Source organism: Variovorax sp. PAMC26660 (genome assembly GCF_014302995.1).
Classification (GTDB): Bacteria; Pseudomonadota; Gammaproteobacteria; order Burkholderiales; family Burkholderiaceae_C; genus Variovorax.
Genome location: NZ_CP060295.1, coordinates 2,824,102 through 2,845,424 on the forward strand (window position 1 = coordinate 2,824,102; position 21,323 = coordinate 2,845,424).

General features: G+C 67.8%; 19 protein-coding genes. 9 read left to right on the plus strand and 10 right to left on the minus strand.

What is annotated here, in order from left to right; all coding sequences use genetic code 11:
- Positions 1 to 181: 181 nt before the first annotated feature.
- Positions 182 to 1,126 (minus strand): LysR family transcriptional regulator, encoded by a 945-nt coding sequence (locus H7F35_RS13635; RefSeq protein ID WP_187113371.1) that lies wholly within the window; start codon positions 1,124 to 1,126, stop codon positions 182 to 184.
- Between the two features lie 119 nt (positions 1,127 to 1,245).
- On the opposite strand from H7F35_RS13635, the gene H7F35_RS13640 reads away from it, so the two are divergent.
- Both H7F35_RS13640 and H7F35_RS13645 read left to right on the plus strand, forming a co-directional pair.
- A complete protein-coding gene (locus H7F35_RS13640) occupies positions 1,246 to 2,757 on the plus strand; it encodes a CoA-acylating methylmalonate-semialdehyde dehydrogenase (RefSeq protein WP_187113372.1) in 1,512 nt (503 codons plus the stop codon).
- A gap of 72 nt (positions 2,758 to 2,829) precedes the next feature.
- Positions 2,830 to 4,464 carry a GMC family oxidoreductase gene (locus H7F35_RS13645; protein ID WP_187113373.1) on the plus strand — a complete coding sequence of 545 codons (1,635 nt, stop codon included), beginning with the start codon at positions 2,830 to 2,832 and terminating at the stop codon, positions 4,462 to 4,464.
- A 7-nt stretch (positions 4,465 to 4,471) separates the two neighbouring features.
- Here H7F35_RS13645 and tetR read toward each other — a convergent pair whose 3' ends face one another.
- Positions 4,472 to 5,158: a tetracycline resistance transcriptional repressor TetR gene (gene tetR / locus H7F35_RS13650; protein WP_187113374.1), complete on the minus strand. Its 687-nt coding sequence runs from the start codon at positions 5,156 to 5,158 to the stop codon at positions 4,472 to 4,474.
- A gap of 77 nt (positions 5,159 to 5,235) precedes the next feature.
- Between tetR and tet the strand changes: the two genes are divergently transcribed.
- Positions 5,236 to 6,453, plus strand: a complete 1,218-nt coding sequence (gene tet / locus H7F35_RS13655; protein ID WP_187113375.1) for a Tet(A)/Tet(B)/Tet(C) family tetracycline efflux MFS transporter — start codon at positions 5,236 to 5,238, stop codon at positions 6,451 to 6,453.
- Between the two features lie 116 nt (positions 6,454 to 6,569).
- Here the strand turns inward: tet and H7F35_RS13660 are convergent, their stop codons facing one another.
- The 7 genes from H7F35_RS13660 to H7F35_RS13690 are packed head-to-tail and all read right to left on the minus strand — an operon-like array spanning position 6,570 to position 13,255.
- The gene (locus tag H7F35_RS13660) at positions 6,570 to 7,631 is read right to left on the minus strand and encodes an ABC transporter substrate-binding protein (protein WP_187113376.1); all 1,062 of its coding nucleotides are present in this window, start codon (positions 7,629 to 7,631) and stop codon (positions 6,570 to 6,572) included.
- A gap of 11 nt (positions 7,632 to 7,642) precedes the next feature.
- Positions 7,643 to 8,806 (minus strand): NAD(P)/FAD-dependent oxidoreductase, encoded by a 1,164-nt coding sequence (locus tag H7F35_RS13665; RefSeq protein WP_187113377.1) that lies wholly within the window; start codon positions 8,804 to 8,806, stop codon positions 7,643 to 7,645.
- Entirely contained in the window at positions 8,803 to 10,215 is a 1,413-nt protein-coding gene (locus H7F35_RS13670; RefSeq protein ID WP_187113378.1) for an NAD(P)/FAD-dependent oxidoreductase, read from the minus strand. The genes H7F35_RS13665 and H7F35_RS13670 overlap by 4 nt, the downstream gene beginning before the upstream one ends.
- A complete protein-coding gene (locus tag H7F35_RS13675) occupies positions 10,212 to 10,526 on the minus strand; it encodes a (2Fe-2S)-binding protein (RefSeq protein WP_187113379.1) in 315 nt (104 codons plus the stop codon). The genes H7F35_RS13670 and H7F35_RS13675 overlap by 4 nt, the downstream gene beginning before the upstream one ends.
- 2 nt (positions 10,527 to 10,528) lie before the next feature.
- Positions 10,529 to 11,323: an ABC transporter permease gene (locus H7F35_RS13680; protein ID WP_187113380.1), complete on the minus strand. Its 795-nt coding sequence runs from the start codon at positions 11,321 to 11,323 to the stop codon at positions 10,529 to 10,531.
- 4 nt (positions 11,324 to 11,327) lie between these two features.
- Positions 11,328 to 12,188, minus strand: a complete 861-nt coding sequence (locus tag H7F35_RS13685) for an ABC transporter permease (protein WP_187113381.1) — start codon at positions 12,186 to 12,188, stop codon at positions 11,328 to 11,330.
- Positions 12,185 to 13,255 carry an ABC transporter ATP-binding protein gene (locus tag H7F35_RS13690; RefSeq protein WP_187113382.1) on the minus strand — a complete coding sequence of 357 codons (1,071 nt, stop codon included), beginning with the start codon at positions 13,253 to 13,255 and terminating at the stop codon, positions 12,185 to 12,187. The genes H7F35_RS13685 and H7F35_RS13690 overlap by 4 nt, the downstream gene beginning before the upstream one ends.
- A gap of 205 nt (positions 13,256 to 13,460) precedes the next feature.
- On the opposite strand from H7F35_RS13690, the gene H7F35_RS13695 reads away from it, so the two are divergent.
- Complete coding sequence (locus H7F35_RS13695; protein WP_187113383.1) at positions 13,461 to 14,318, plus strand: IclR family transcriptional regulator; 858 nt, start codon at positions 13,461 to 13,463, stop codon at positions 14,316 to 14,318.
- Positions 14,319 to 14,342: 24 nt separating this feature from the next.
- Here the strand turns inward: H7F35_RS13695 and H7F35_RS13700 are convergent, their stop codons facing one another.
- Positions 14,343 to 14,966, minus strand: a complete 624-nt coding sequence (locus H7F35_RS13700; protein ID WP_187113384.1) for a hypothetical protein — start codon at positions 14,964 to 14,966, stop codon at positions 14,343 to 14,345.
- A 132-nt stretch (positions 14,967 to 15,098) separates the two neighbouring features.
- Between H7F35_RS13700 and H7F35_RS13705 the strand changes: the two genes are divergently transcribed.
- The 5 genes from H7F35_RS13705 (at position 15,099) to H7F35_RS13725 (ending at position 21,272) form a co-directional block, all read left to right on the plus strand.
- Positions 15,099 to 15,518 carry an MAPEG family protein gene (locus H7F35_RS13705; protein ID WP_187113385.1) on the plus strand — a complete coding sequence of 140 codons (420 nt, stop codon included), beginning with the start codon at positions 15,099 to 15,101 and terminating at the stop codon, positions 15,516 to 15,518.
- 94 nt (positions 15,519 to 15,612) lie between these two features.
- A complete protein-coding gene (locus tag H7F35_RS13710) occupies positions 15,613 to 17,151 on the plus strand; it encodes an aldehyde dehydrogenase family protein (RefSeq protein ID WP_187113386.1) in 1,539 nt (512 codons plus the stop codon).
- Between the two features lie 170 nt (positions 17,152 to 17,321).
- Complete coding sequence (locus H7F35_RS13715) at positions 17,322 to 18,224, plus strand: amino acid ABC transporter substrate-binding protein (RefSeq protein ID WP_187113387.1); 903 nt, start codon at positions 17,322 to 17,324, stop codon at positions 18,222 to 18,224.
- Entirely contained in the window at positions 18,221 to 19,441 is a 1,221-nt protein-coding gene (locus tag H7F35_RS13720; protein ID WP_187113388.1) for a pyridoxal phosphate-dependent aminotransferase, read from the plus strand. Before H7F35_RS13715 ends, H7F35_RS13720 begins: the two co-directional genes overlap by 4 nt.
- Positions 19,442 to 19,598: 157 nt before the next feature.
- Positions 19,599 to 21,272: a thiamine pyrophosphate-binding protein gene (locus H7F35_RS13725; RefSeq protein WP_187113389.1), complete on the plus strand. Its 1,674-nt coding sequence runs from the start codon at positions 19,599 to 19,601 to the stop codon at positions 21,270 to 21,272.
- Positions 21,273 to 21,323 lie beyond the last annotated feature (51 nt).

Consider the following 21,323-nt stretch of genomic DNA (forward strand, 5'->3'; position numbering starts at 1 on the left):
GGCGCATCGTAACCGGGTGCATCCATGCCGCACGTGCTCCAGACCCCTCGTTTGCGTAGGGCTCAACGCCGTTTTTCGCGAGGAATCGCGCTGACTGGGCAAGAAACGCCGATGACGGGTTGTTCGCGGATTTTCAGCATCCCTTCAGGATCGCGCTCCGGCGGGCCGGCCGGCAGCCGGCTCAGGCGTCGAAGCCCGCACCCAGCGCCTCGCGCAACCAGCCGACAAAGGCCGTCACCGCCTGTGGCACGTGCGTGGCGTAGGGCCGAATCGCATAGAGCCGCTCGCCGAAGGCGCCCACCGAGCGCCATTGCGGCAGCACCTCCACCAGCTTGCCCGACTGCAACGCCGACTGCGCGCTGAAGTCGGGCACCAGCGCGATGCCCAGGCCGGTCAGGGCCGCGTCGCGCAGCGCTTCGCTGTTGTTGGCGACCAGCGGGCCCGACACCGGCACCGTCAGGCGCGGCGCCTTGGATTTCTGCGAGGCGGTGCGCGCCTCGAAGTGCCAGGTCGGCGTGTCCTGCGCGCGCGGGTAGTGCAGGCAGTCGTGCTCGGCCAGCGCCATCGGCTCGCGCGGCGTGCCGCGCCGGCGCAGGTAGGCGCGGCTGGCCACCAGCACCGAGCGCGTGTCGCACAGCGTCCAGGCGACGTGCGTGTCGGGCGGCGCAGCCGTGTGCCGGATCGCGAGGTCGAAGCCTTCCATCGCCAGCGAGCTGAGCCGGTCCGACAGGTCGAGTTCGATCCGCACCTCGGGCTGCGCGCGCAGGAAGTCGGCCAGCCGTGGCACCAGTTGCTGGCGCGCAAAAGCCACCGGCGCAGTGACGCGCACCAGCCCGCGCGGCACGCCCGCCAGGTCGCGCACACCGGCAAAGCTGTGGGCGATCTGCTCGAAGGGCGCGCGCATGTCTTCCACCAGCCGCTGGCCCGCTTCCGTCAGCCGCACGCTGCGCGTGGTGCGCTGCACCAAAGGCGCACCGGCCGCGCGCTCCAGCTCGGCGATGCGCTGGCTCATGGCCGCCTTGCTCACGCCCAGCCGCAGCGCTGCAGCCGTGAAGCTGCCCTGCTGCGCCAGCACCGTGAGCCAGTGCAGGTGCGTCCACAGCGACTCGATATTTTGAGGTTTCATGCATCCATTGTTCGCTATGGTGAACAATAAGTTCAAGTCTCGTGGCTATGCGCGTCGGCGGTCGCTGCCTAAACTGCCGCCATCCTTCCGTTTTTCCCGTCACGCGAAAGCCCCGATCCATGTCCACCCTTCACCTCGACCACCACATCGGTGGCAAGCCCACCGCCAACACCTCCGGCCGCACGCAGGACGTGACCAACCCCGCCACCGGTGCCGTCACCGGCAAGGTGGGCCTGGCCGATGCGGCACAAGTCTCGGTTGCCGTGGCCGCCGCACAAGCCGCCTTCCCGGCCTGGGCCGACACGCCGCCGATCCGCCGCGCCCGCGTCATGTTCAAGTTCCTGCAGTTGCTCAACGAGCACAAGGACGAACTGGCCCACCTCATCACCGCCGAGCACGGCAAGGTCTTCACCGACGCACAGGGCGAGGTTTCGCGCGGCATCGACATCGTCGAGTTCGCCTGCGGCATTCCGCAACTGCTCAAGGGCGACTTCACCGACCAGGTGAGCACCGGCATCGACAACTGGACGCTGCGTCAGCCGCTCGGCGTGGTCGCCGGCATCACGCCTTTCAACTTCCCGGTGATGGTGCCGATGTGGATGTTCCCGGTGGCGATTGCCGCGGGCAACACCTTCGTGCTCAAGCCCAGCCCGACCGATCCGAGCGCCTCGCTGCGCATGGCCGAGCTGCTCAAGGAAGCCGGCCTGCCCGACGGCGTGTTCAACGTGGTGCAGGGCGACAAGGTGGCCGTCGATGCGCTGCTGGAGCACCCCGACGTCAAGGCCATCAGCTTCGTCGGCTCCACGCCCATCGCCAACTACATCTACGAAACCGGTGCACGCCACGGCAAGCGCGTGCAGGCCCTGGGCGGCGCGAAGAACCACATGGTCGTCATGCCCGACGCCGACATCGACCAGACCGTCGATGCGCTGATCGGCGCGGGCTACGGCTCGGCCGGCGAGCGCTGCATGGCGATCAGCGTCGCGGTGCTGGTGGGCGACGTGGCCGACAAGATCGTGCCCAAGCTCATCGAGCGCACGAAGACGCTCAAGGTGCTCAACGGCACCAACCTCGCGGCCGAGATGGGCCCGATCGTCACCCGCGTTGCGCACGAGCGCATCACCGGCTACATCGCGCAGGGCGAGAAGGAAGGCGCGAAGCTGCTGGTCGACGGCCGCCAATTCGACGGCAAGGTGGCAGGCGAAGGCTGTGGCGACGGCTTCTGGATGGGCGGCACGCTGTTCGACAACGTCACGCCCGAGATGCGCATCTACAAGGAAGAAATCTTCGGCCCGGTGCTCAGCTGCGTGCGCGTCGAGAACTTCAAGGACGCGGTCGACCTCGTCAACGCGCACGAGTTCGGCAACGGCGTGAGCTGCTTCACCCGCGACGGCAACGTGGCGCGCGAATTCAGCCGCCGCATCCAGGTCGGCATGGTCGGCATCAACGTGCCGATCCCGGTGCCCATGGCGTGGCACGGCTTCGGCGGCTGGAAGAAGAGCCTGTTCGGCGACATGCACGCCTACGGCGAAGAGGGCGTGCGCTTCTATACCAAGCAGAAGTCGGTCATGCAGCGCTGGCCCGAGAGCATCGGCAAGGGCGCCGAGTTCGTGATGCCGACCGCCAAGTAAAAGGCGGCTGCGGGCGCAGCACGGTCGGCACTGCCGTATCCTCGAAGAACAAAGAGAGACAAGACAACCGCCATGAGCGACACAAGCTTCGACTACATCATCATCGGGGCCGGCACCGCCGGCTCGCTCATGGCCAACCGCCTGAGCGCCGACAAGCGCAAGCGCGTGCTGCTCATCGAGGCGGGTCGCAAGGACGACTACCACTGGATCCACATTCCGGTGGGCTACCTGTATTGCATCGGCAACCCGCGCACCGACTGGCTCTACAGCACCGAGCCCGATGCGGGCCTGAATGGCCGCACGCTGCGCTATCCGCGTGGCAAGACGCTTGGGGGCTCGTCGAGCATCAACGGCATGATCTACATGCGCGGCCAGTCGCGCGACTACGAGCAGTGGGCGCAGCTCACCGGCGACGAGTCATGGCGCTGGCAGAACGTGCTGCCGGCTTTCAAGAAGCACGAGGACTTCTATCTCGGCGCCGACGAGATGCATGGCGCGGGTGGCGAGTGGCGCGTTGAGAAGCAGCGCCTGCGCTGGGACATCCTCGACGCTTTCGCCGAAGCCGCTGCGCAGGCCGATGTGCCGCACACCACCGACTTCAACCGCGGCAGCAATGAAGGCGTGGGCTACTTCCAGGTCAACCAGAAGAACGGCTGGCGCTGGAACACGGCCAAGGCCTTCCTGCGGCCGACCTGCTATGGCAGGCCCAACTTCGAGCTGTGGACCGGCGCGCAGGTGTCGCGCCTGCTGTTCGAGACGCTGCCCGACGGCACGCGCCGATGCAGCGGCGTCGAGGTATGGAACGGCAGCGAGATGGCCACCGCGCATGCCGAGCGCGAAGTGATCCTGAGCGCGGGCGCCATCGGCTCGCCGCAGATTCTTCAGCTCTCGGGCATCGGCCCGGCCGAACTGCTGCGCCAGCACGGCATCGACGTGGTGCTCGATGCGCCCGGCGTCGGCGCCAACCTGCAAGACCATTTGCAGATCCGCGCGGTCTACAAGATCGAGGGCGCGCCCACGCTCAATGTGCTGGCGTCGTCGATGGTCGGCAAGGCGAAGATCGGCCTTGAATATCTGCTCAAACGCAGCGGACCGATGAGCATGGCGCCGTCGCAGCTCGGCGCCTTCACGCGCAGTTCGCCCGACCACGAATGGCCGAACCTGCAGTACCACGTGCAGCCGCTGTCGCTCGATGCCTTCGGCGATCCGCTGCACAGTTTTCCGGCTTTCACCGCGAGTGTGTGCAACCTCAACCCCACGAGCCGGGGCTCGGTGCGCATCAAGAGCAAGCGCTTCGAAGACGCGCCCGCCATCGCCCCCAACTACCTGAGCACCGACGAAGACCGCAAGGTGGCCGCCGACTCGCTGCGCGTGACGCGCCGGATCGCGTCGCAACCCGCGCTCGCCAAGTACAAGCCGCAGGAATGGAAGCCCGGCGTGCAGTACCAGACCGACGAAGACCTCGCGCGGCTCGCGGGCGACATCGCCACCACCATCTTCCATCCGGTCGGCACCACGAAGATGGGCGCTGATGGCGACGCGATGGCGGTGCTCGACGCCAGGCTGCGCGTGCGCGGCGTGCAGGGCCTGCGCGTGGTCGATGCGGGCGCCATGCCCACCATCACCAGCGGCAACACGAACAGTCCGACCTTGATGATGGCCGAGAAGGCAGCGGGCTGGATTCTCGAAGACAACAGCGGCCGCTGAGCCGGCGTCAGCGGCGCGGCGTGGGCTTGGGTGACTTGGTGTTGCCCGTGGTGGCGCTGCGGCGGCGCGCGGCGGGGGCATCGCCTTCGAGGCGCGCCTTCGCGCCTTCGAGCATGAGGTCCACGCCCACCTCGAACATCGCATCGGGACCGGCCTTGCGGTAGTTGGCGAACGCTTCGGCCAGCAGGGGGCGTGACGCCGCCGCGGCATCGAGCGTTTGCTGCCGCACTTGCGCGTCCGGCGGCGCTGCCTGTTCCTCGAGCACGCAGCCCACGGTGTAGCGGCCCAGCGCGATCAGCAGCGTCATGGCCTGCGTCGCCGGCATGCCCCGGCTGACCACGGCCGCGAGCTGGGCCTCCACCATCTCAAGATCATCCGGGTCGGGCTCCGAGCCGGCATGCAGGCGCGCGCCGTCGCGCCGCGCCAGCAGCGCACGGCGGAAGCTGCGCGCGTTCTCTCGCAGGAAGGTTTCCCACGATTCCTCGGGCAGCGGCAGCCGGCGGTCGTGGGCGCGAAGCAGGATCTCGCGGTTCATCGCATCGAGCAGCGCGCGCTTGTTCTTGAAATGCCAGTACAGCGCAGGCTGCTGCACGCTGAGCCGTTCGGCCAGCAGCCGGGTGCTGAGTTTGTCCATGCCGACCTCGTCGAGCAGCGCAAGCGCCGCTTCGAGGATGACTTCGCGATCCAGTTTCATGCAGATATCCGTGCCCGTGTCCGAGCCAATAGGGGGTGCTTCACAACCTGGAATTTATCGCTGATAATTCCTTATCAATGATAAATTTCAACATTTCTTCTCCATCCTCCTTCGCGGGCGGCCGCCACGCGCATGCGGTGATCCTTGCGATCGTCACGCTCGACGCCGTCGGCATCAGCCTGGTCATGCCGATCGTGCCGGGCCTGCTGCGCGAGGTCGGCCACACCGGCGACCTCGGCTGGCGCTTCGGCGCCTTTCTCTCGCTGTATGCGCTGATGCAGTTCCTCTGCGCGCCCGTGCTCGGCGCGCTGAGCGACCGCTTCGGCCGCCGGCCGGTGCTGCTGGTGTCGGTGGCGGGCGCGGCGATCGATGCGCTCTTCATGGCCTTCGCGCCCTCGCTGTGGATGCTGTTCCTGGGCCGCGCGATCGCGGGCATGACGGGCGCGAACATGGCGGTGGCCTCTGCGGCCATTGCCGACCTCACGCCCGAGCATCAGCGCGCGCGCTGGTTCGGCCGCATGGGCGCCTGCTTCGGCCTGGGCTTCATCGCCGGGCCTGCCATCGGCGGCGTGCTCGGCGACCACGGCGTCCGGCTGCCCTTCATCGCGGCCGCGGTGCTCAACGGACTGACCTTCCTCGTGGGCCTGCTGGTGTTGCGCGAGTCGCGCCCGCCGGCGCTCGCGGCGCAGCCCTTCGACCGCAGCGTGCTGCATCCGCTCGCGCCGCTGCGCTGGGCCGCGGGCTTTCCCGCGCTGCTGCCGATCCTGGGCGTGTTCCTGGTGCTCGTGCTGGTGGGCGAGGTCGCCGGCACGACCTGGGTGATCCACGGCGAGGACCGCTACGCCTGGAACGGCACCACGGTCGGCCTTTCGCTCGCGGGCTTCGGCCTGATCCACGCGGTGGTGCAAGGCGTCCTGGCGGGCCCGCTGGTCGAGCGCTGGGGCGAGCGCGTGGCGATCGCGGTCGGCACCCTCTCCGACTGCACGGCCTACGCGCTGCTCGCCTTCGCCTCGCAGGGCTGGATGGCGCTCGCGCTGCTGCCGTTCCTGTGCATGGGCGGCGTCGGCCAGCCCGCGCTGCAGGCGATGCTCTCGCGGCGCGTGGGCGAGGCCGACCAGGGGCGGCTGCAAGGCGTGCTCGCGAGCATCTCCAGCCTGGCCTCGGTGGTCGGGCCCCTGTTGATCAGCGCGCTCTACTTCGCGTGGCGCGTGCGCTTTCCGGGCATCGTGTGGCTGGTCGGCGCCGTGCTCTACCTGCTGTGCCTCCCGGTGCTGCTGCGAAGGACGAAGGCCTGATCGCCCGCCCCGCCCCCTTCGAGACCACCGAGGAACCGGCTTTGCCGGGCCTCAGGTATTGCCCCCGGTAGGGGGTTGGAGAAGCGACACGAAGTGCGCGAAGCCTGGGGGCGAGCCTACTTTTCGATGGTCTTGTTCCAGCGCGAATTCCACGCCGGCCGGTTCGCGTTGATGCTTTCCCAGTCGATGGTGATGGCGGTCTTCATCCACTTGTTGATGTTCGCCACCTGCGTTGCGCTGTCGCCCGCGACCGGGGCCTTGGGGTTGGTCGGGATCTGCGCGCCGTACTGCAGCACATTGGCCTGAGCCACCGGGCTGAGCAGGAACTCGGCGAGCTTTTGCGACAACTCGGGCTCGCTGTTGTTGGCGACCACGCACTGGGCCGTGACCAGCACCACCGCGCCTTCCTTGGGCGGCGCGTACTCGACCGGAATGCCCTTGGCCTTGAGCGAGTCCACGATGGTGGGCGTGAGCGGAAAGATCGCCGCTTCGCCGGTCTGGACCATCTCCGACAGCTTGGCCGAACTCGGGATGTACTCCAGCACGTTCGGGCCGATGGTGGTGGGCCAGGCCTTGAAGCCGGGTTCCACGTTCTTGTCGTTGCCGCCCTGGATGCGGTTGAACATCAGGAAGCCGTGCAACCCGAAGGACGAGGACGACATCGACTGGAACACCACCTTGCCCTTGAACTTGGGGTCGGCCAGGTCCATCCACGAGGTAGGGGCGGCCCAGCCCTTTTCCTTGAACATCTTCGCGTTGTAGGCCAGGCCCGTCATGCCCAGGCTCACGCCGCTGGCCATGTCGTCCTTGAAGCGCGCGGCGGGAAAAATCTCGCTCAGCGACTGGTTGGCCTTCTGCTTCTGGCACAGGCCCATGCCGATGGCGCGCACCATGATGCCGTCGTCCAGGAACATCACGTGCATCTGCGGCTTGTCCTTGTTGGCCTGCGCCTTCGCGAGGATGTCGGACGAGGTGCCGGGCACCACCACCACCTTGGCGCCGTAGGCCTTCTCGAAGGCCGGGAACACGTACTGCGTGTACGCCTTCTCCATGGTGCCGCCGTTCATGCCGATGTAGAGCGTCGGGGTCTGCGCGAGTGCAGCCCCGCTGCATGCAAGCGTGGCGATGGCTGCGATCAAGGGGCTGCGTGCGAAGAAGGTGCGGGTGAGGCGGGGCATGGTTTTTCCTTTCAGTGGGGAAGGGCGTCGGAAGCGGTCGTGGATGCGGGTTCGGAAACAGGGTCGAAGCGCTCGATGGCAAAGGCCTCGATGGGCGTGCTGCTGCGCCCGTCGCGCGCGAGTTCGGCAAGCACCTCGCCGGCGGCCGGGCCGATCTGGAAGCCCGCGCCCGCGAAGCCGAAGCCGTGGAACAGGCCCGGCGTGGTGCGGCTCGGGCCCAGCACCGGTTCTCGGTCGGGCAGATAGCCTTCGGTGCCGCTCCAGGTGCGGATGAAATGCGCATGGCGCAGCGCGGGCAGCAGCTCGACGGCCTGCACCGCGAGCGTGGCGATGGCGTCGCGGTCGACGCGCGCGCGGTCGGCATCGAGCGCGATGCCCGCGCCGCCGCCCAGCACGAGGTTGCCGCGCGCCACCTGCCGGCAGTAGATGCCGCCGCCCTCGACGCCGAGGCTCCAGTCCATGAAATGCGGCACAGGCTCCGTCACCGCCATCACCGGATGGCCCGAGCGCAGCGGCAGCGTCTCGCCGAACTGTTCGGCAATGGCACCGGCCCAGGCCCCCGCGCAGTTGAGCAGCACGGGCGCATGCACTTCGAGCGCATTGCCGCTGCGCACCATGAACATGGCGCCGTCGTGCGCGACCTCGTCGACCTTGTGGCGCTCGAAGACCTGCGCGCCCGCCCGCTGCGCGGCGAGCGCGAAGGCCGGCGACACCAGGCGCGGATTGGCCTGCCCGTCTTCGAGGCACAGCGAGCCGCCCACGGCGCGCGAGCCGAGCCAGGGGCATTGCTCGCGCAGGCGCGCGGCGGAGATCAGTTCCAGGCCCAGGTCGAAGTCGCTGCTGAGCGCGCGGTAGCGTTCGAGCGAGGCCATGTCCGATTCGCTGCGCGCGATCTTGAAATGACCCGACCGGATGTATTCGCCGTCGGTGCCCAGCAACTCCGGCAGCCGGCCCCAGATGCGGTGCGCGCGCTGTGCCAGTGGCAACTGGCTCATCGGACGGCCCTGTCGCCGCACGCCGCCGTAGTTCACGCCGCTGGAGCGCGAGCCGCAAAGGTCGCGCTCCAGCAGCGCCACGCCGAGGCCCATCTGCCGCAGCGCCAGTGCGGCGGAGGCGCCGACGATGCCGCCGCCGATGATGGCGACATCGGTGCGCAAGATGCGGATCGTCGTCATGCGTCGCCCTCCGTGCAGGGCACGAGCCGGATCGGAATCGGCTTGATCGGCGCCTGTCCACGCAGGCGACCCACCTGCTGCACCGATTGGCCGGTGGCATGCGCCAGGATCTCCGCCGCCGCCGCGCCGCACATGCGGCCCTGGCAGCGGCCCATGCCCACGCGCGACAGCGCCTTGAGCCGGTTCATCTCGTCCGCACCATTGACGGCGATGGTCTGGCGCAGCGTGCCGGCCGTGACGTTCTCGCAGCGGCACACGACCAGATCGTCGGGCGCGTGCGCGGCCCAGTCCTGCGGCAATGGAAAGGCGCGCTCCAGGCCACGGCGGAACGTGGTCAATCTGTCGATCCTGTGTTCGAGCGCGGTGGCACGCGCCGTGTCGATGGCCATGCCGCTGTCGGCCAGCAGCGCCAGCGCCGCGCGCTCGCCCGCCCATTCGGCCGCGTCCGCGCCCATGATGCCGGCGCCATCGCCCGCGAGGTACACGCCTTCGACGCTGGTGCGGCCGGCCGCATTGCGCACCGGCAGATGGGCGCGGTGCATCGGCGCGTAGTCGAAGCGGCAGCCGAGCAGGTCGGCCAGTTGTGTCTCGGAGCGCAGCGCGTAGCCGAAGCCGATGGCATCGCAGGCCAGCGTGCGTTCTTCGTGGCCGTCGTGCCATGCCACGCCGGTGACGCGGCCCTGTTGCTCGTCGCCGAGCACGCGCAGCGGACGCACGCCGCTGTGCAGGGCCACGCCGTGCGCGCGCAACCAGCCCACGTAGTACACGCCCTTGGCGAACACCGCCGGCTGCGTCAGCATCGCGGGCGTTGCGGCGAGCTGGTCTGCAAGGCGCGCGGTGTCGAGCACTGCTGCCACCGCCACACCAGCCTTCGCGTACTGGTACGCCACCAGGTACAGCAATGGCCCCGTGCCCATGAACACCACGCGCTGCCCGATGGCGCAGCCCTGAAACTTGAGCGCGACCTGCGCACCGCCGAGCGTGTAGACGCCCGGCAGCGTCCAGCCCGGCACCGGCAGCACGCGGTCGGTGGCGCCTGTCGCCACGATGAGATGGCTGTAGGGCACGCGGCGGGTGCTGCGCGTCGGGTTGTGCAGCACGTCGAGCTGCTGCCCTTGCGCATTCCACACGAGGCTGTCGGGGTGGTGGTCGATGCGGCCCTGCAGCGCGTCGAAGGCTTCGTGCACTGCGTCGGCGCGCTTGGACTCGAAGCCGTAGAGCGTTCGCGCCGTGCGCTGCGCCAGGTCCGTGGGCGGACGCCGGTAGATCTGTCCGCCAGCGCGCGGGGCTTCGTCGATCACCACGGGCCGCAGGCCATGCGCCACCAGTGTTTGCGCGGCGCGCACGCCGGCCGGTCCGGCGCCGACGATCACGGGCCGCAATTCGTTGGCCGTTGTTGTCGTCGTCATGCGCCGCTCTTTCCCGTGACCAGCGCCATGCCCGGTGCGATGAAGGTCGAGCAGGCGCGCAGCCGTTCGCCCTCGTCGGTAGCGATCCAGCAGTCCTGGCAGGCGCCCATCATGCAGAAGCCGGCACGCGGCAGTCCGCTGAATTCGTTGCGGCGCAGTTGACCGGATTGCGTGAGCACGGCGGTCAGCACCGTGTCCCCGGCCAGCGCGCGCGCGGGTGCGCCGTCGAGCGTGAAGGACACGGCCTCGCGGCCGTTCTGCTCGGCCACGCGATGCAGCAGCGCGCGTGCGCCTGTTGTCGATGTGTTCATGCTCATCTGCGTCCCACCAGCACGCGGTCCAGCCCATAGAGGCGGTCGAGAACGATCATCGCGACAGCGGTGACCGCGACCATCAGCGCCGACACCGCCGCCATCAGCGGATCGATCGACTCGGTGGCGTACATGTACATGCGCACCGGCAGCGTCACCGTGCTCGGTGCGGTGACGAAGATCGACATCGTCACTTCGTCAAAACTGTTGATGAAGGCCAGCATCCAGCCGCCCGTCACGCCCGGCAGGATCATCGGCAGCGTGATGCGACGGAACACCGTGGCCTGGCTCGCGCCCAGCGACAGCGCGGCCTGCTCGGCACTGCGGTCGAAGCCCACCAGCGCGGCCACCACCAGCCGCAGCGTGTAGGGCGTGACGATGAGCGCATGCGCCATCACCAGCCAGCCGAAACTGCCCGTGCCGCCGACCAGCGCGAACAGGCGCAGCAGCGCCACGCCCAGCACGAGGTGCGGCACGATCAGCGGCGACAGGAACAAGCCGTTGAGAAAGTCGCGCCCCGGGAATTCATAGCGCGTGATTGCCATGCCGGCCGGCACCGCGAGCAGCGTCGCGATGGTGGCCGAGCTGAGCGCCAGCCACAGGCTGTTCCAGAACGACTGCATGAAGTCGGAGTGCGCGAACACCGCCTTGAACCAGCGCAGCGAGAAGTGCGTGGTCGGGATGGTCAACGTGTTCTCGGGCGTGAACGCCACGATGCACACCACCACCAGCGGTGCCAGCATGAAGACGATGACGAGCGCGTTGAACGTGAGGGCGATGGGGCCGTTCTTGTTCATCGCTTCAGCCCAGCGCTTTCTTGTAGCGGCCTTCGACGAGGCGGTTGTAGCTGAGCATCACGACGAGGTTGGCCACCAGCAACACGAGCGCGACGGCAGCACCCAGCGGCCAGTTCAGCTCGCTGAGGTATTCGTCGTAGACGATGGTCGCGACCATCTTCAGCCGGCGTCCACCCAGCAGCCCCGGAATCGCGAACGAACTCGCAGCCAGGCCGAACACGATCAGGCTGCCCGACAGAATGCCCGGCATCACCTGCGGCAGCACGATGCGCCGCAGCGTGGTGAAGGGCGTGGCATTGAGCGAGAGCGCCGCGTTCTCGACACCGGGGTCCAGCTTCTGCAGCGAGGTCCACACCGGGATCACCATGAAGGGCAGCATCACATGCACCAGCGCGATGACCACGGCCGTGTGGGTGTACAGGATCTTCACCGGCCCGATGCCCACCAGACCCAGCAGCCCGTTCACCGCGCCCTCGGGGCCCAGCAGCATGCTCCAGCCGAAGGCGCGCACCACCACCGACACCAGCAGCGGCGCCAGCACCACCAGCAGCAGGATCGAGCGCCACGGGTTGCGCATGCGGCTGAGCACATAGGCCTCGGGCGCGCCGACCACCACGCAGATCAGCGTGACAAGGCCCGAGACCCAGAAGGTGCGCCAGAAGATGCCGAGGTAGTAAGAGTCGGAGAACACCAGCGCGTAGTGCGCCAGCGTGAACTCGCCGGCCTTCGGCCCGGTGGCCGGGTCGTACACGTTGAACGACAGCACGGCCGTGAGCGCGAGCGGCACCAGCAGCAGGGCCGTGAACAGCAGCAGTGCCGGCCCCGACAGCCACCAGGGCGTGGCCTTGTTCCGCGCGCTGCTCATGCCGCCACGGCCTCGTCGGCGGGCAGCAGCCGCATGCAGTGGGCGGGCCAGTCGATGCCGGTGCGGGCGCCTTCGTCGAGCGCGTCGCGGCCGTCGTTGGGGCTCAGCACCGTGAGGTCGCCGACCGCCGTGGCGATGCGGTAGAGCCACTGGCTGCCGAGGAAGAAGCGCTCCTGCACCTCGCCGTCGATGCGGCCCTGGCCTGATGGGACGAGCTGCAGTTTCTCGGGCCGCACGCTCAGCAGCGCCGATGCGTCGACACAGAAACCCGTGTCGTCCACGTCGAGAGAGAGCGCACCGACCTCGACGCAGGTGCGCGTGGCGCCGCTGTTCGACACGCGGCAGTTCAGCAGGTTGGCCTTGCCCACGAAGGTCGAGATGAAGCGCGTGCTGGGATGTTCGTACACCCGCTGCGGATGGTCGATCTGCGTGGCGCAGCCGCCTTCCATCACCACCACGCGGTCGCTGATGGACATGGCCTCGCTCTGGTCGTGCGTGACCATCACCGTGGTGGTGCCGACCTTGCGCTGGATCTGGCGCAGCTCGAACTGCATCTCTTCGCGCAGCTTGGCGTCGAGGTTGGACAGCGGCTCGTCCAGCAGCAGCACCGGCGGCTCGATCACCAGCGCGCGGGCCAGCGCCACACGCTGCCGCTGGCCGCCCGAGAGTTCACGCGGGTAGCGCGTGGCGTGCGCCTCCAGGTGCACCAGCGCCAGCGCCTGCTTCACGCGTTCGGCGCGCTCGGCCTTGGGCATCTTGCGCATCTCCAGGCCGAAGCTCACGTTGTCGGCCACCGTCATGTGCGGGAACAGCGCGTAGCTCTGGAACACGATGCCCAGCCCGCGCGTGTTGGCCTTGGCGTGCGTGATGTCCTTGCCCGCGAGTTCGATGCGCCCGCTGCTCACGGCCTCGAAGCCCGCAATCATCTGCAGCGTGGTGGTCTTGCCGCAGCCCGAAGGGCCGAGCAGCGAGACGAACTCGCCCTTTTCCACCGTGAGGTTCATGGCCGACACCGCGCGGGTCGCGCCATAGAACTTGGTCACGTCGGTGAGCCGGAGGAATGACATGGAAGAGCCTTTCTGCGGTGCGAAGGGATGGCGTGCGACACCTTGGTGCATGCCATGGACGACTTGCTGCTTTCGATTCACTCTATTGCAACGATTGCGCCAGATCGCCTCGGGTATTCCATTAATCAGAATCTTTATCTAATTTATTCCATTCAATGAAATATGATGGCCGAGCGCAGTGTAAGAAATTCCACAGGAGGAAGGTATGGAAACCCCAACGGCGGCCAGCGGCGGCGTGCCCCGCGTCTTCTCGGTGATCCGCGCGCTCGGCGCGGTGCAGGCCGAGGGCGGCCGCGTGACACAGATCGCACGGTCCGTGGGCCTCACGCAGGCCACCACGCACCGTTTGCTGCAATCGCTCATGGCCGAAGGCATGGTCGAGCAGGACGAACGCAGCAAGCTCTACCGGCTCAGCATCGACTTCTTCGCGCTCGCGGCCAGCGCGGGCAACCCCGGCGACCTGCGCTCGATCTGCCGGCCGGTGCTGCTGCGGCTGTGCGCGAGCCTGGGGGACAGCATCTTCCTGCTGGCGCGCAGCGGTTTCGACGCGGTGTGCCTGGACCGCAGCGAGGGGCCATTTCCGATCCGCTCCTTCACCGGCGACATCGGCGGGCGCATCGCGCTGGGCGTGGGGCAGGGCGCGCTGGCGATCCTGGCCTTTCTGCCGGAAGCCGAGCGCGAAGAAGTGATTCGCTTCAACCTGTCGCGCGTGCGCGAATACGGCGTGTACGACGAGGTGTACCTGCGCACCGAGATCGAGCGCGTGCGGCAGCAGGGCTACGCCGGGCGCAACACCGGGCTGCTCGAAGGCATGGCCGGCGTGGCGGTGCCGATCCTCGACCGTGAAGGCCGTGCCGTGGCCGCGCTGAGCGTGGGCACGATCGCCGACCGGCTCAACCCCGACCGCATGCCCACGGTGGTGGAGCTGCTCAAGCGCGAGGCGGCGGCCATCGGCCCGAAGATCAACCCCTTCGACGCCACGCTGCGGCGGCCGGCGCAGAGCCTGGCGAGTTCGCCGGCGGGGCAGCGCATCACGCTGCCCGAGGCGCCCAGGCCGGGTTGAGCGGGAAGCGCCGGGCGATTTGCTTCAATCGCTCGCGGGGGCGAATTTCATCTCGATCTTCAGGCCCGGAAACCGGGAGCGCAGATCGTGCAGGGCACGGCGCAATGCGTCTTCGCCGGGCCGGTTGTCCGGAAGTATTGATGGATCGAGCACGAAATGCAGCCGCGTCTCGTCGGCTTCCAGGGTGGTCGAAACCGGGACTTCTTCGTGCAACTCGCCTCGCTCGAAGTGCAGCCGCAATTGCTTTCCGTTGTCCCTGATCTCCGCTGTGAGCTCGCTGCAAACGGCGTTCAGCACCGCGAGCCCGATCCCGCAGAACTCCGAACCCACCTCCAGATGACGCTTGCGCGAATGGCAGGCGGCATGGATCGTGAGAAATATCTGCGCCACCGTCCAGTTCGGATGCTGCGCATCGGGCTCGAGGGGCATGCCGCTGTCGTAGCGCACGTCGATTGCCGCGCCGTCGATGGTCAGAAAAACCTGTGTGCATCGGCCGTCGATCGCGTCGTCGATGGCGTGGCACAGGGCCTGCAGGGCGAGCGTTGCTGCGATGTCCCGGTCATGAACATCAAAGTACATGCCGGCGCGGCGGCGAACCACTTCGGCCCCCGTCAGGACCACGATTTCTTGTTTGAATTCCGGGTGCATTCCTGATATTGCCTGATCTGGCCGCGGCGAATCCATGGCCGCCCTTGCAATTTCGACTCTGCCTTCAGTCGCCGAACAGGCCAGTCAGGCTCTTTTGCCTGACACGACAATGCGCGCGAGGAGCCCCCACCCATGAACAACCCTTCGATCCTCTACCCCGTGTTCGCGCTGGCAGCATGGACCGGCCTCGTCCTGCTACTGATTCCCTTCGTCCGCATCCGCGCGGTGAAGCGCCGCGAGATCCGGGGCGCGGACTTCAAGGTGGGCGAGTCGGCGGCGGTGCCCGATGCCGTGCGCATTCCGAACCGCAACTACATGAATCTGCTGGAGCTGCCGGTGCTGTTCTATGTGGTGTGCCTGCTGTGCTACGTGGCGACGCCGCCGTCGCCCACGATGATCTGCCTGGCATGGACGTATGTGGCCTTGCGCGTGGTGCACAGCGTGGTCCACCTGACCTACAACCACGTGATCCACCGGCTGGTGCTGTTTGCCGTGAGCAATGGCGTGCTGACAGTGCTGTGGGTGCTGGCGGCGACCCGATTGGTGCGTTAACCGCACGCAGACCCTGCAAGTTCATTCCTGAAACGCATCAGGTCCTTCCATATTTTCACTATGCAAGGGTGCGGGATTCGCTGATATTGGCCGGATGTCCGAACCCCACACCTCCCTCCCGGTCGTCACCGAAGTCGAACAACTGCTGCAGCGCCTGGGCGTGCCGCACACCGCCTACACCGGCGGCGAGCTGACGGTGCGCTCGCCGGTCACCGGCGAGGTGATCGCGCAGGTGCCGCAAACCACGCCGGTCGAGGCCACCGGCGCCATCGGCCGCGCGCACGAAGCCTTCAAGGCCTGGCGCAACGTGCCGGCACCGCGCCGCGGCGAGCTGGTGCGCCTGCTGGGCGAAGAACTGCGCGCCGCCAAGCGCGACCTGGGCCGCCTCGTCACGCTGGAGGCCGGCAAGATTCCGTCCGAAGGCGCGGGCGAGGTGCAGGAAATGATCGACATCTGCGACTTCGCGGTCGGCCTCTCGCGCCAGCTCTACGGCCTCACGCTGGCCACCGAGCGCGCCGAGCACCGCATGATGGAAACCTGGCATCCGCTGGGCGTGTGCGGCGTGATCTCGGCCTTCAACTTTCCCGTGGCCGTGTGGTCGTGGAATGCGGCGCTGGCACTGGTGTGCGGCGATTCGGTGGTGTGGAAGCCGTCCGAGAAAACACCGCTGACCGCGCTGGCCACGCACGCCATCGCGCAGCGCGCCATCGAACGTTTTGGCGATGCGCCCGAAGGCTTGCTCGGTCTGCTGCTGGGCCAGCGCGACATCGGTGAAGTGCTGGTCGACGACCACCGCGTGCCGATCCTCTCGGCCACCGGCTCCACCGCAATGGGTCGGCAGGTCGGGCCCAAGCTGGCTGCGCGTTTTGCGCGCGCGATTCTTGAACTGGGCGGCAACAACGCCGCCATCGTCACGCCCTCGGCCGACCTCGACCTCACGCTGCGCGGCATCGCCTTTTCGGCGATGGGCACGGCCGGCCAGCGCTGCACCACGCTGCGTCGCCTGTTCGTGCACGATAGCGTGTACGACGCGCTGGTGCCCAAGCTCGCGAAGGTCTACGGCAACGTGCAGGTGGGCGATCCGCGCGAGGCCGGCACACTGGTCGGCCCGCTGATCGACCGCGCCGCCTTCGACGGCATGCAGAAGGCGCTCGGCGAAAGCCGCGAAGCCGGCGCGACGGTGCACGGCGGCCAGCGCGTCGACGGCATCGGCACGAAGGACGCCTACTACGTGCGCCCGGCGCTCGTGGAATTGAAGGCGCATGCCGGCCCGGTGCTGCGCGAGACCTTCGCGCCCATCCTGTACGTGGTGCGCTACAGCTCGCTCGACGAAGCCATCGAGTGGCACAACGCGGTGGGCGCGGGCCTGTCGTCGTCGATCTTCACGCTCAACGTGCGCGAGGCCGAGCGCTTCATGTCGAGCGCGGGCTCGGACTGCGGCATCGCCAACGTCAACATCGGACCGAGCGGCGCCGAGATCGGTGGCGCCTTCGGTGGCGAGAAGGAAACCGGCGGCGGGCGCGAAGCCGGTTCCGACAGCTGGAAGGCGTACATGCGCCGCGCCACCAACACGATCAATTACTCGACCGCACTGCCGCTCGCGCAAGGCGTGACTTTCGACATCGGGGATTGAGGCTCGCCCCCAGGCTGCGCGCACTTCGTGTCGCTTCGCCAACCCCCTACCGGGGGCGACATCTGCGGCCCGGCAAAGCCGGTTCCGCGATGTCCCACGAAAAAGCCACCACGCCGTGCTGGCAGGGCGTGCCGTGCCCTTCGAAGAAAAACTACCAGGAGACAGAGAAGATGAAGATGCAACTGAAGACCCTCGCCACCGCAGCGCTGCTCGCACTCGCATTCGGCAGCGCCAGCGCGCAGACCGCCACCACCGGCACGCTCGACAAGATCAAGGCCAACGGCAAGGCCGTGCTCGGTGTGCGCGAAGCCTCGCCGCCGATGGCCTACATGCTGGGTGCGGGCGACAAGTACGTGGGCTACCACGTCGAGCTGTGCGAGCGCGTGCTGAAAGACATCGCGCCCAACGCCAAGCTCGAATACATGGCCGTGACCGCGCAGAACACCATTCCGCTGGTGCAGAACGGCACGCTCGACATCGGCTGCGGCCCCACCACCAACAACACCGCGCGCCAGCAGCAGGTGGCCTTTGCGCTCACCACGTACGTGAGCGAAGTGCGCATGGCGACCAAGGTCGATTCGGGCATCACCTCGCTCGACCAGCTCGCGGGCCGCAACGTGTCGGCATCGACCGGCACCACCGCCGTGCAACTGCTGCGCAAGCGTGAGCGCGCGCAGAACGTCTCGTACAACACGATGCTCGGCAAGGACCACCTCGAGAGCTTCCTCTTGATGGAGTCGGGCCGCGCCGATGCCTTCGTGCTCGACGACAACCTGCTCGCCGGCATCATCGCGAACTCGAAGAGCCCGGCCTCGTACCGCATCGTGGGCGAGGCGCTGGGCTCCGAGCCCATCGCGCTGCTGTTCCGCAAGGACGACCCGGCCTTCAAGGCGGCGGTGGACGATTCGCTGCGCAAGCTCATGAAGAGCGGCGAGCTGGAAAAGATCTACACCAAGTGGTTCGTCGCGGCCATTCCGCCGAAGAACACCAGCCTGAACCTGCCGATGAGCCCGGCGCTCAAGCAATTGATGCTCGAACCCAACGACAAGCCACTGGAGACCTACGCCAAGTGACCTCAGACGCCGCCGTGTTCTCGCCAGCGCAACGTGTGCGCGCCATCCACGTCTCGGAGATCCTGCGCATCACCGACCAGGCGAACGCGCTCAAGCGCGCGGGCCGGCCGGTGATCGTGCTGGGCGCGGGTGAGCCCGACTTCGACACGCCGGACAACATTCGCGAAGCGGCGGTGCGCGCGATTGGACACGGCGAGACGCGCTACACGGTGCTCGACGGCAGTCCGGCGATGAAGGCGGCGGTGCAGCTCAAGTTCAGGCGCGACAACGCGCTGGACTTTGCGCTGGACGAAATCAGTGTGAGCGCGGGCGCCAAGCAGGTGATCTTCAACGCGTTGATGGCGAGCCTGAACCCCGGCGACGAGGTGATCCTGCCTGCGCCGTACTGGACCTCTTATGCGGACATCGTGCAGATCTGCGGCGGCGTGCCGGTGTCGGTGGCCTGCACCGAGGCGAACGGCTTTCGCCTGACCGCAGCGCAGCTCGAAGCGGCGATCACGCCGCGCACGCGCTGGCTCTTTTTGAACTCACCATCGAACCCGAGCGGTGCGGCCTACAGCGCGGCGCAGTTGCAGCCGTTGTGCGAGGTGCTGCTGCGCCATCCGCAGGTGTGGGTGCTGGCGGACGATATCTACGAACACATCCTCTACGACGGGTTGGCCTTCGCCACACCCGTGGCGATCGAACCCCGATTGCGCGAACGCACGCTGACAGTGAACGGCGTGTCGAAGGCCTACGCCATGACCGGCTGGCGCCTGGGCTACGGCGCGGGGCCGCGTGCGCTGATCGGTGCGATGGCTGTGGTGCAGAGCCAGTCGACCTCGTGCCCGTCGTCGATCAGCCAGGCTGCGGCCATCGAGGCGCTCACCGGGCCGCAGGAGATCGTGGCCGAACGATGCGCCGACTTCCAGGCGCGGCGCGACTTCGTGGTGGCGGCGCTGAACCGCATGCCCGGCCTGCATTGCCGCGTGCCCGAGGGTGCGTTCTATACCTTCGCCAGTTGTGCCGGCGTGCTCGGCAAGCGCACCCGTGGCGGCGTGCTGCTGCAGACCGACAGCGACTTTTGCCGCTACCTGCTGCAAGACTTCGAAGTGGCGGTGGTGCCGGGCAGCGTGTTCGGGCTGGCGCCGTATTTCCGCATCTCGTATGCGACGTCGATGGCGCAGTTGGAAGAGGCATGCACACGCATCGCGGCCGCTTGCGAAGCGCTCGAATGACTTTGAATTTCTCCCTGCCCTCCCGGGGGAGGGCAGGGGTGGGGGCTGGCGGCGTATCAAATGCTGTCGGCACAACTGGCGCCGCTTGCCCCCATCCCAACCTTCCCCCGGAGGGGGAAGGCGCAACACCCGATACCTTCATCTCCTTGGACATCGCATGACTTCCTCCCGCACCGGCGGCCAGATCCTGGTCGACCAGCTCATCACTCACGGCGTGCAGCAGCTCTTCTGCGTGCCTGGCGAAAGTTTTCTCGCCGTGCTCGACGCGCTGCACGACGCATCCATCGACGTGACCGTGTGCCGCCAGGAAGGCGGCGCCACCATGATGGCCGAGGCGCAGGGCAAGCTCACGGGCAAGCCCGGCATCTGCTTCGTCACGCGCGGTCCGGGCGCCACCAACGCGGCGGCCGGCGTGCACATCGCGCACCAGGACTCGACACCGCTGCTGCTGTTCGTGGGCCAGGTCGCACGCGATGCGCTGGGCCGCGAGGCCTTCCAGGAACTGGACTACGGCGCGGTCTTCGGCACCATGGCCAAGTGGGTCGTGCAGATCGACGATCCGGCGCGCTTGCCGGAACTCGTCTCGCGCGCCTTCCATGTCGCGACCTCGGGCCGGCCCGGCCCGGTGGTGATCGCGCTGCCCGAAGACATGCTGACCGAAGCCGCGGCGGTGGCCGACGCGCTGCCCTATGCGGTGACGGAAACCCATCCCGGCGCGGCGCAACTGGCCGATCTGCAGCAGCGCCTGTCACAGGCGCAGCGGCCGGTTGTCATCCTCGGCGGCAGCCGTTGGTCGGAACAGGCCGGACTGCAGTTCGCGGCTTTCGCCGAGGCTTTCTCGCTGCCCGTGTACTGCTCGTTCCGTCGCCAGATGCTGCTGTCGGCCGAGCACCCTTGCTATGCGGGCGACCTGGGGCTCGGAGCGAACCCGCGCATGCTCGAACGCATCCGCGATTCAGACCTCGTGTTGCTGGTCGGCGGGCGCATGTCTGAAGTGCCATCGCAAGGCTACGAACTGCTGGCCATTCCGCAGCCCAAGCAGGCACTGGTGCATGTGCACGCCGATGCCGACGAGATCGGCAAGCTCTACCGGCCCGCGCTGGGCATCCACGCCACGCCGCAGGCGTTTGCCGAAGCGGTGACCGCGTTGCGCCCGGCTTCGACGCCGACCTGGCAGGCCGAGACGAAGACGGCGCGCGAAGACTTCCTGCGCTGGAGCGATCCGGCCCCGATCCGCATTCCCGGCCCGTTGCAGATGGGCGAGGTCATGCAGCATCTGCGCGAAGTTCTGCCTGCCGACACCATCTTCTGCAACGGCGCGGGCAACTTTGCCACCTGGGTGCATCGCTTCTGGCCGTTCCGCGCGTTCGCGAGCCAGCTCGCTCCCACCAGCGGTTCGATGGGTTACGGCCTGCCGGCCGGCGTCGGCGCCAAGCGGCTGTGGCCGCAGCGCGAGGTGGTCGTGTTCGCGGGCGACGGCGATTTCATGATGCACGGCCAGGAGTTCGCGACCGCCGTGCAATACGGCCTGCCGATCATCGTGGTGCTGCTGGACAACGCCATGTACGGCACGATCCGCATGCACCAGGAAAAGCACTATCCCGGCCGCATCAGCGCGACGCAGTTGAAGAACCCCGACTTCCGCGGCTATGCCGAGGTGTTCGGCGGCCATGGCGAGCGTGTGACGACGACCGAAGAATTCGGCCCTGCGCTGGCCCGCGCCCGTGCGAGCGGCAAGCCGGCGATCCTGCATTGCCTGCTGGACCCGGAAGCGATCACGCCCGGTAGCACGCTGCAGTCGATTCGCAAGGCTGCGTTGGCTGCGGGCTGAGTTTTGTGTGGTTTTGAGCGATGCCGTTCAGGGCGACGCTCACGCCGACAC

Bases quoted from the DNA above. Each gene is read 5' to 3' on its own strand.
- H7F35_RS13635 (WP_187113371.1), bottom strand. From the start codon at position 1,126: ATGAAACCTCAAAATATCGAGTCGCTGTGGACGCACCTGCACTGGCTC.
- H7F35_RS13660 (WP_187113376.1), bottom strand. From the start codon at position 7,631: ATGCCCCGCCTCACCCGCACCTTCTTCGCACGCAGCCCCTTGATCGCA.
- tet (WP_187113375.1), top strand. From the start codon at position 5,236: ATGATAAATTTCAACATTTCTTCTCCATCCTCCTTCGCGGGCGGCCGC.
- H7F35_RS13640 (WP_187113372.1), top strand. From the start codon at position 1,246: ATGTCCACCCTTCACCTCGACCACCACATCGGTGGCAAGCCCACCGCC.
- H7F35_RS13665 (WP_187113377.1), bottom strand. From the start codon at position 8,806: ATGACGACGATCCGCATCTTGCGCACCGATGTCGCCATCATCGGCGGC.
- H7F35_RS13645 (WP_187113373.1), top strand. From the start codon at position 2,830: ATGAGCGACACAAGCTTCGACTACATCATCATCGGGGCCGGCACCGCC.
- H7F35_RS13705 (WP_187113385.1), top strand. From the start codon at position 15,099: ATGAACAACCCTTCGATCCTCTACCCCGTGTTCGCGCTGGCAGCATGG.
- tetR (WP_187113374.1), bottom strand. From the start codon at position 5,158: ATGAAACTGGATCGCGAAGTCATCCTCGAAGCGGCGCTTGCGCTGCTC.
- H7F35_RS13690 (WP_187113382.1), bottom strand. From the start codon at position 13,255: ATGTCATTCCTCCGGCTCACCGACGTGACCAAGTTCTATGGCGCGACC.
- H7F35_RS13695 (WP_187113383.1), top strand. From the start codon at position 13,461: ATGGAAACCCCAACGGCGGCCAGCGGCGGCGTGCCCCGCGTCTTCTCG.
- H7F35_RS13680 (WP_187113380.1), bottom strand. From the start codon at position 11,323: ATGAACAAGAACGGCCCCATCGCCCTCACGTTCAACGCGCTCGTCATC.
- H7F35_RS13675 (WP_187113379.1), bottom strand. From the start codon at position 10,526: ATGAACACATCGACAACAGGCGCACGCGCGCTGCTGCATCGCGTGGCC.
- H7F35_RS13685 (WP_187113381.1), bottom strand. From the start codon at position 12,188: ATGAGCAGCGCGCGGAACAAGGCCACGCCCTGGTGGCTGTCGGGGCCG.
- H7F35_RS13670 (WP_187113378.1), bottom strand. From the start codon at position 10,215: ATGACGACGACAACAACGGCCAACGAATTGCGGCCCGTGATCGTCGGC.
- H7F35_RS13725 (WP_187113389.1), top strand. From the start codon at position 19,599: ATGACTTCCTCCCGCACCGGCGGCCAGATCCTGGTCGACCAGCTCATC.
- H7F35_RS13715 (WP_187113387.1), top strand. From the start codon at position 17,322: ATGAAGATGCAACTGAAGACCCTCGCCACCGCAGCGCTGCTCGCACTC.
- H7F35_RS13700 (WP_187113384.1), bottom strand. From the start codon at position 14,966: ATGCACCCGGAATTCAAACAAGAAATCGTGGTCCTGACGGGGGCCGAA.
- H7F35_RS13710 (WP_187113386.1), top strand. From the start codon at position 15,613: ATGTCCGAACCCCACACCTCCCTCCCGGTCGTCACCGAAGTCGAACAA.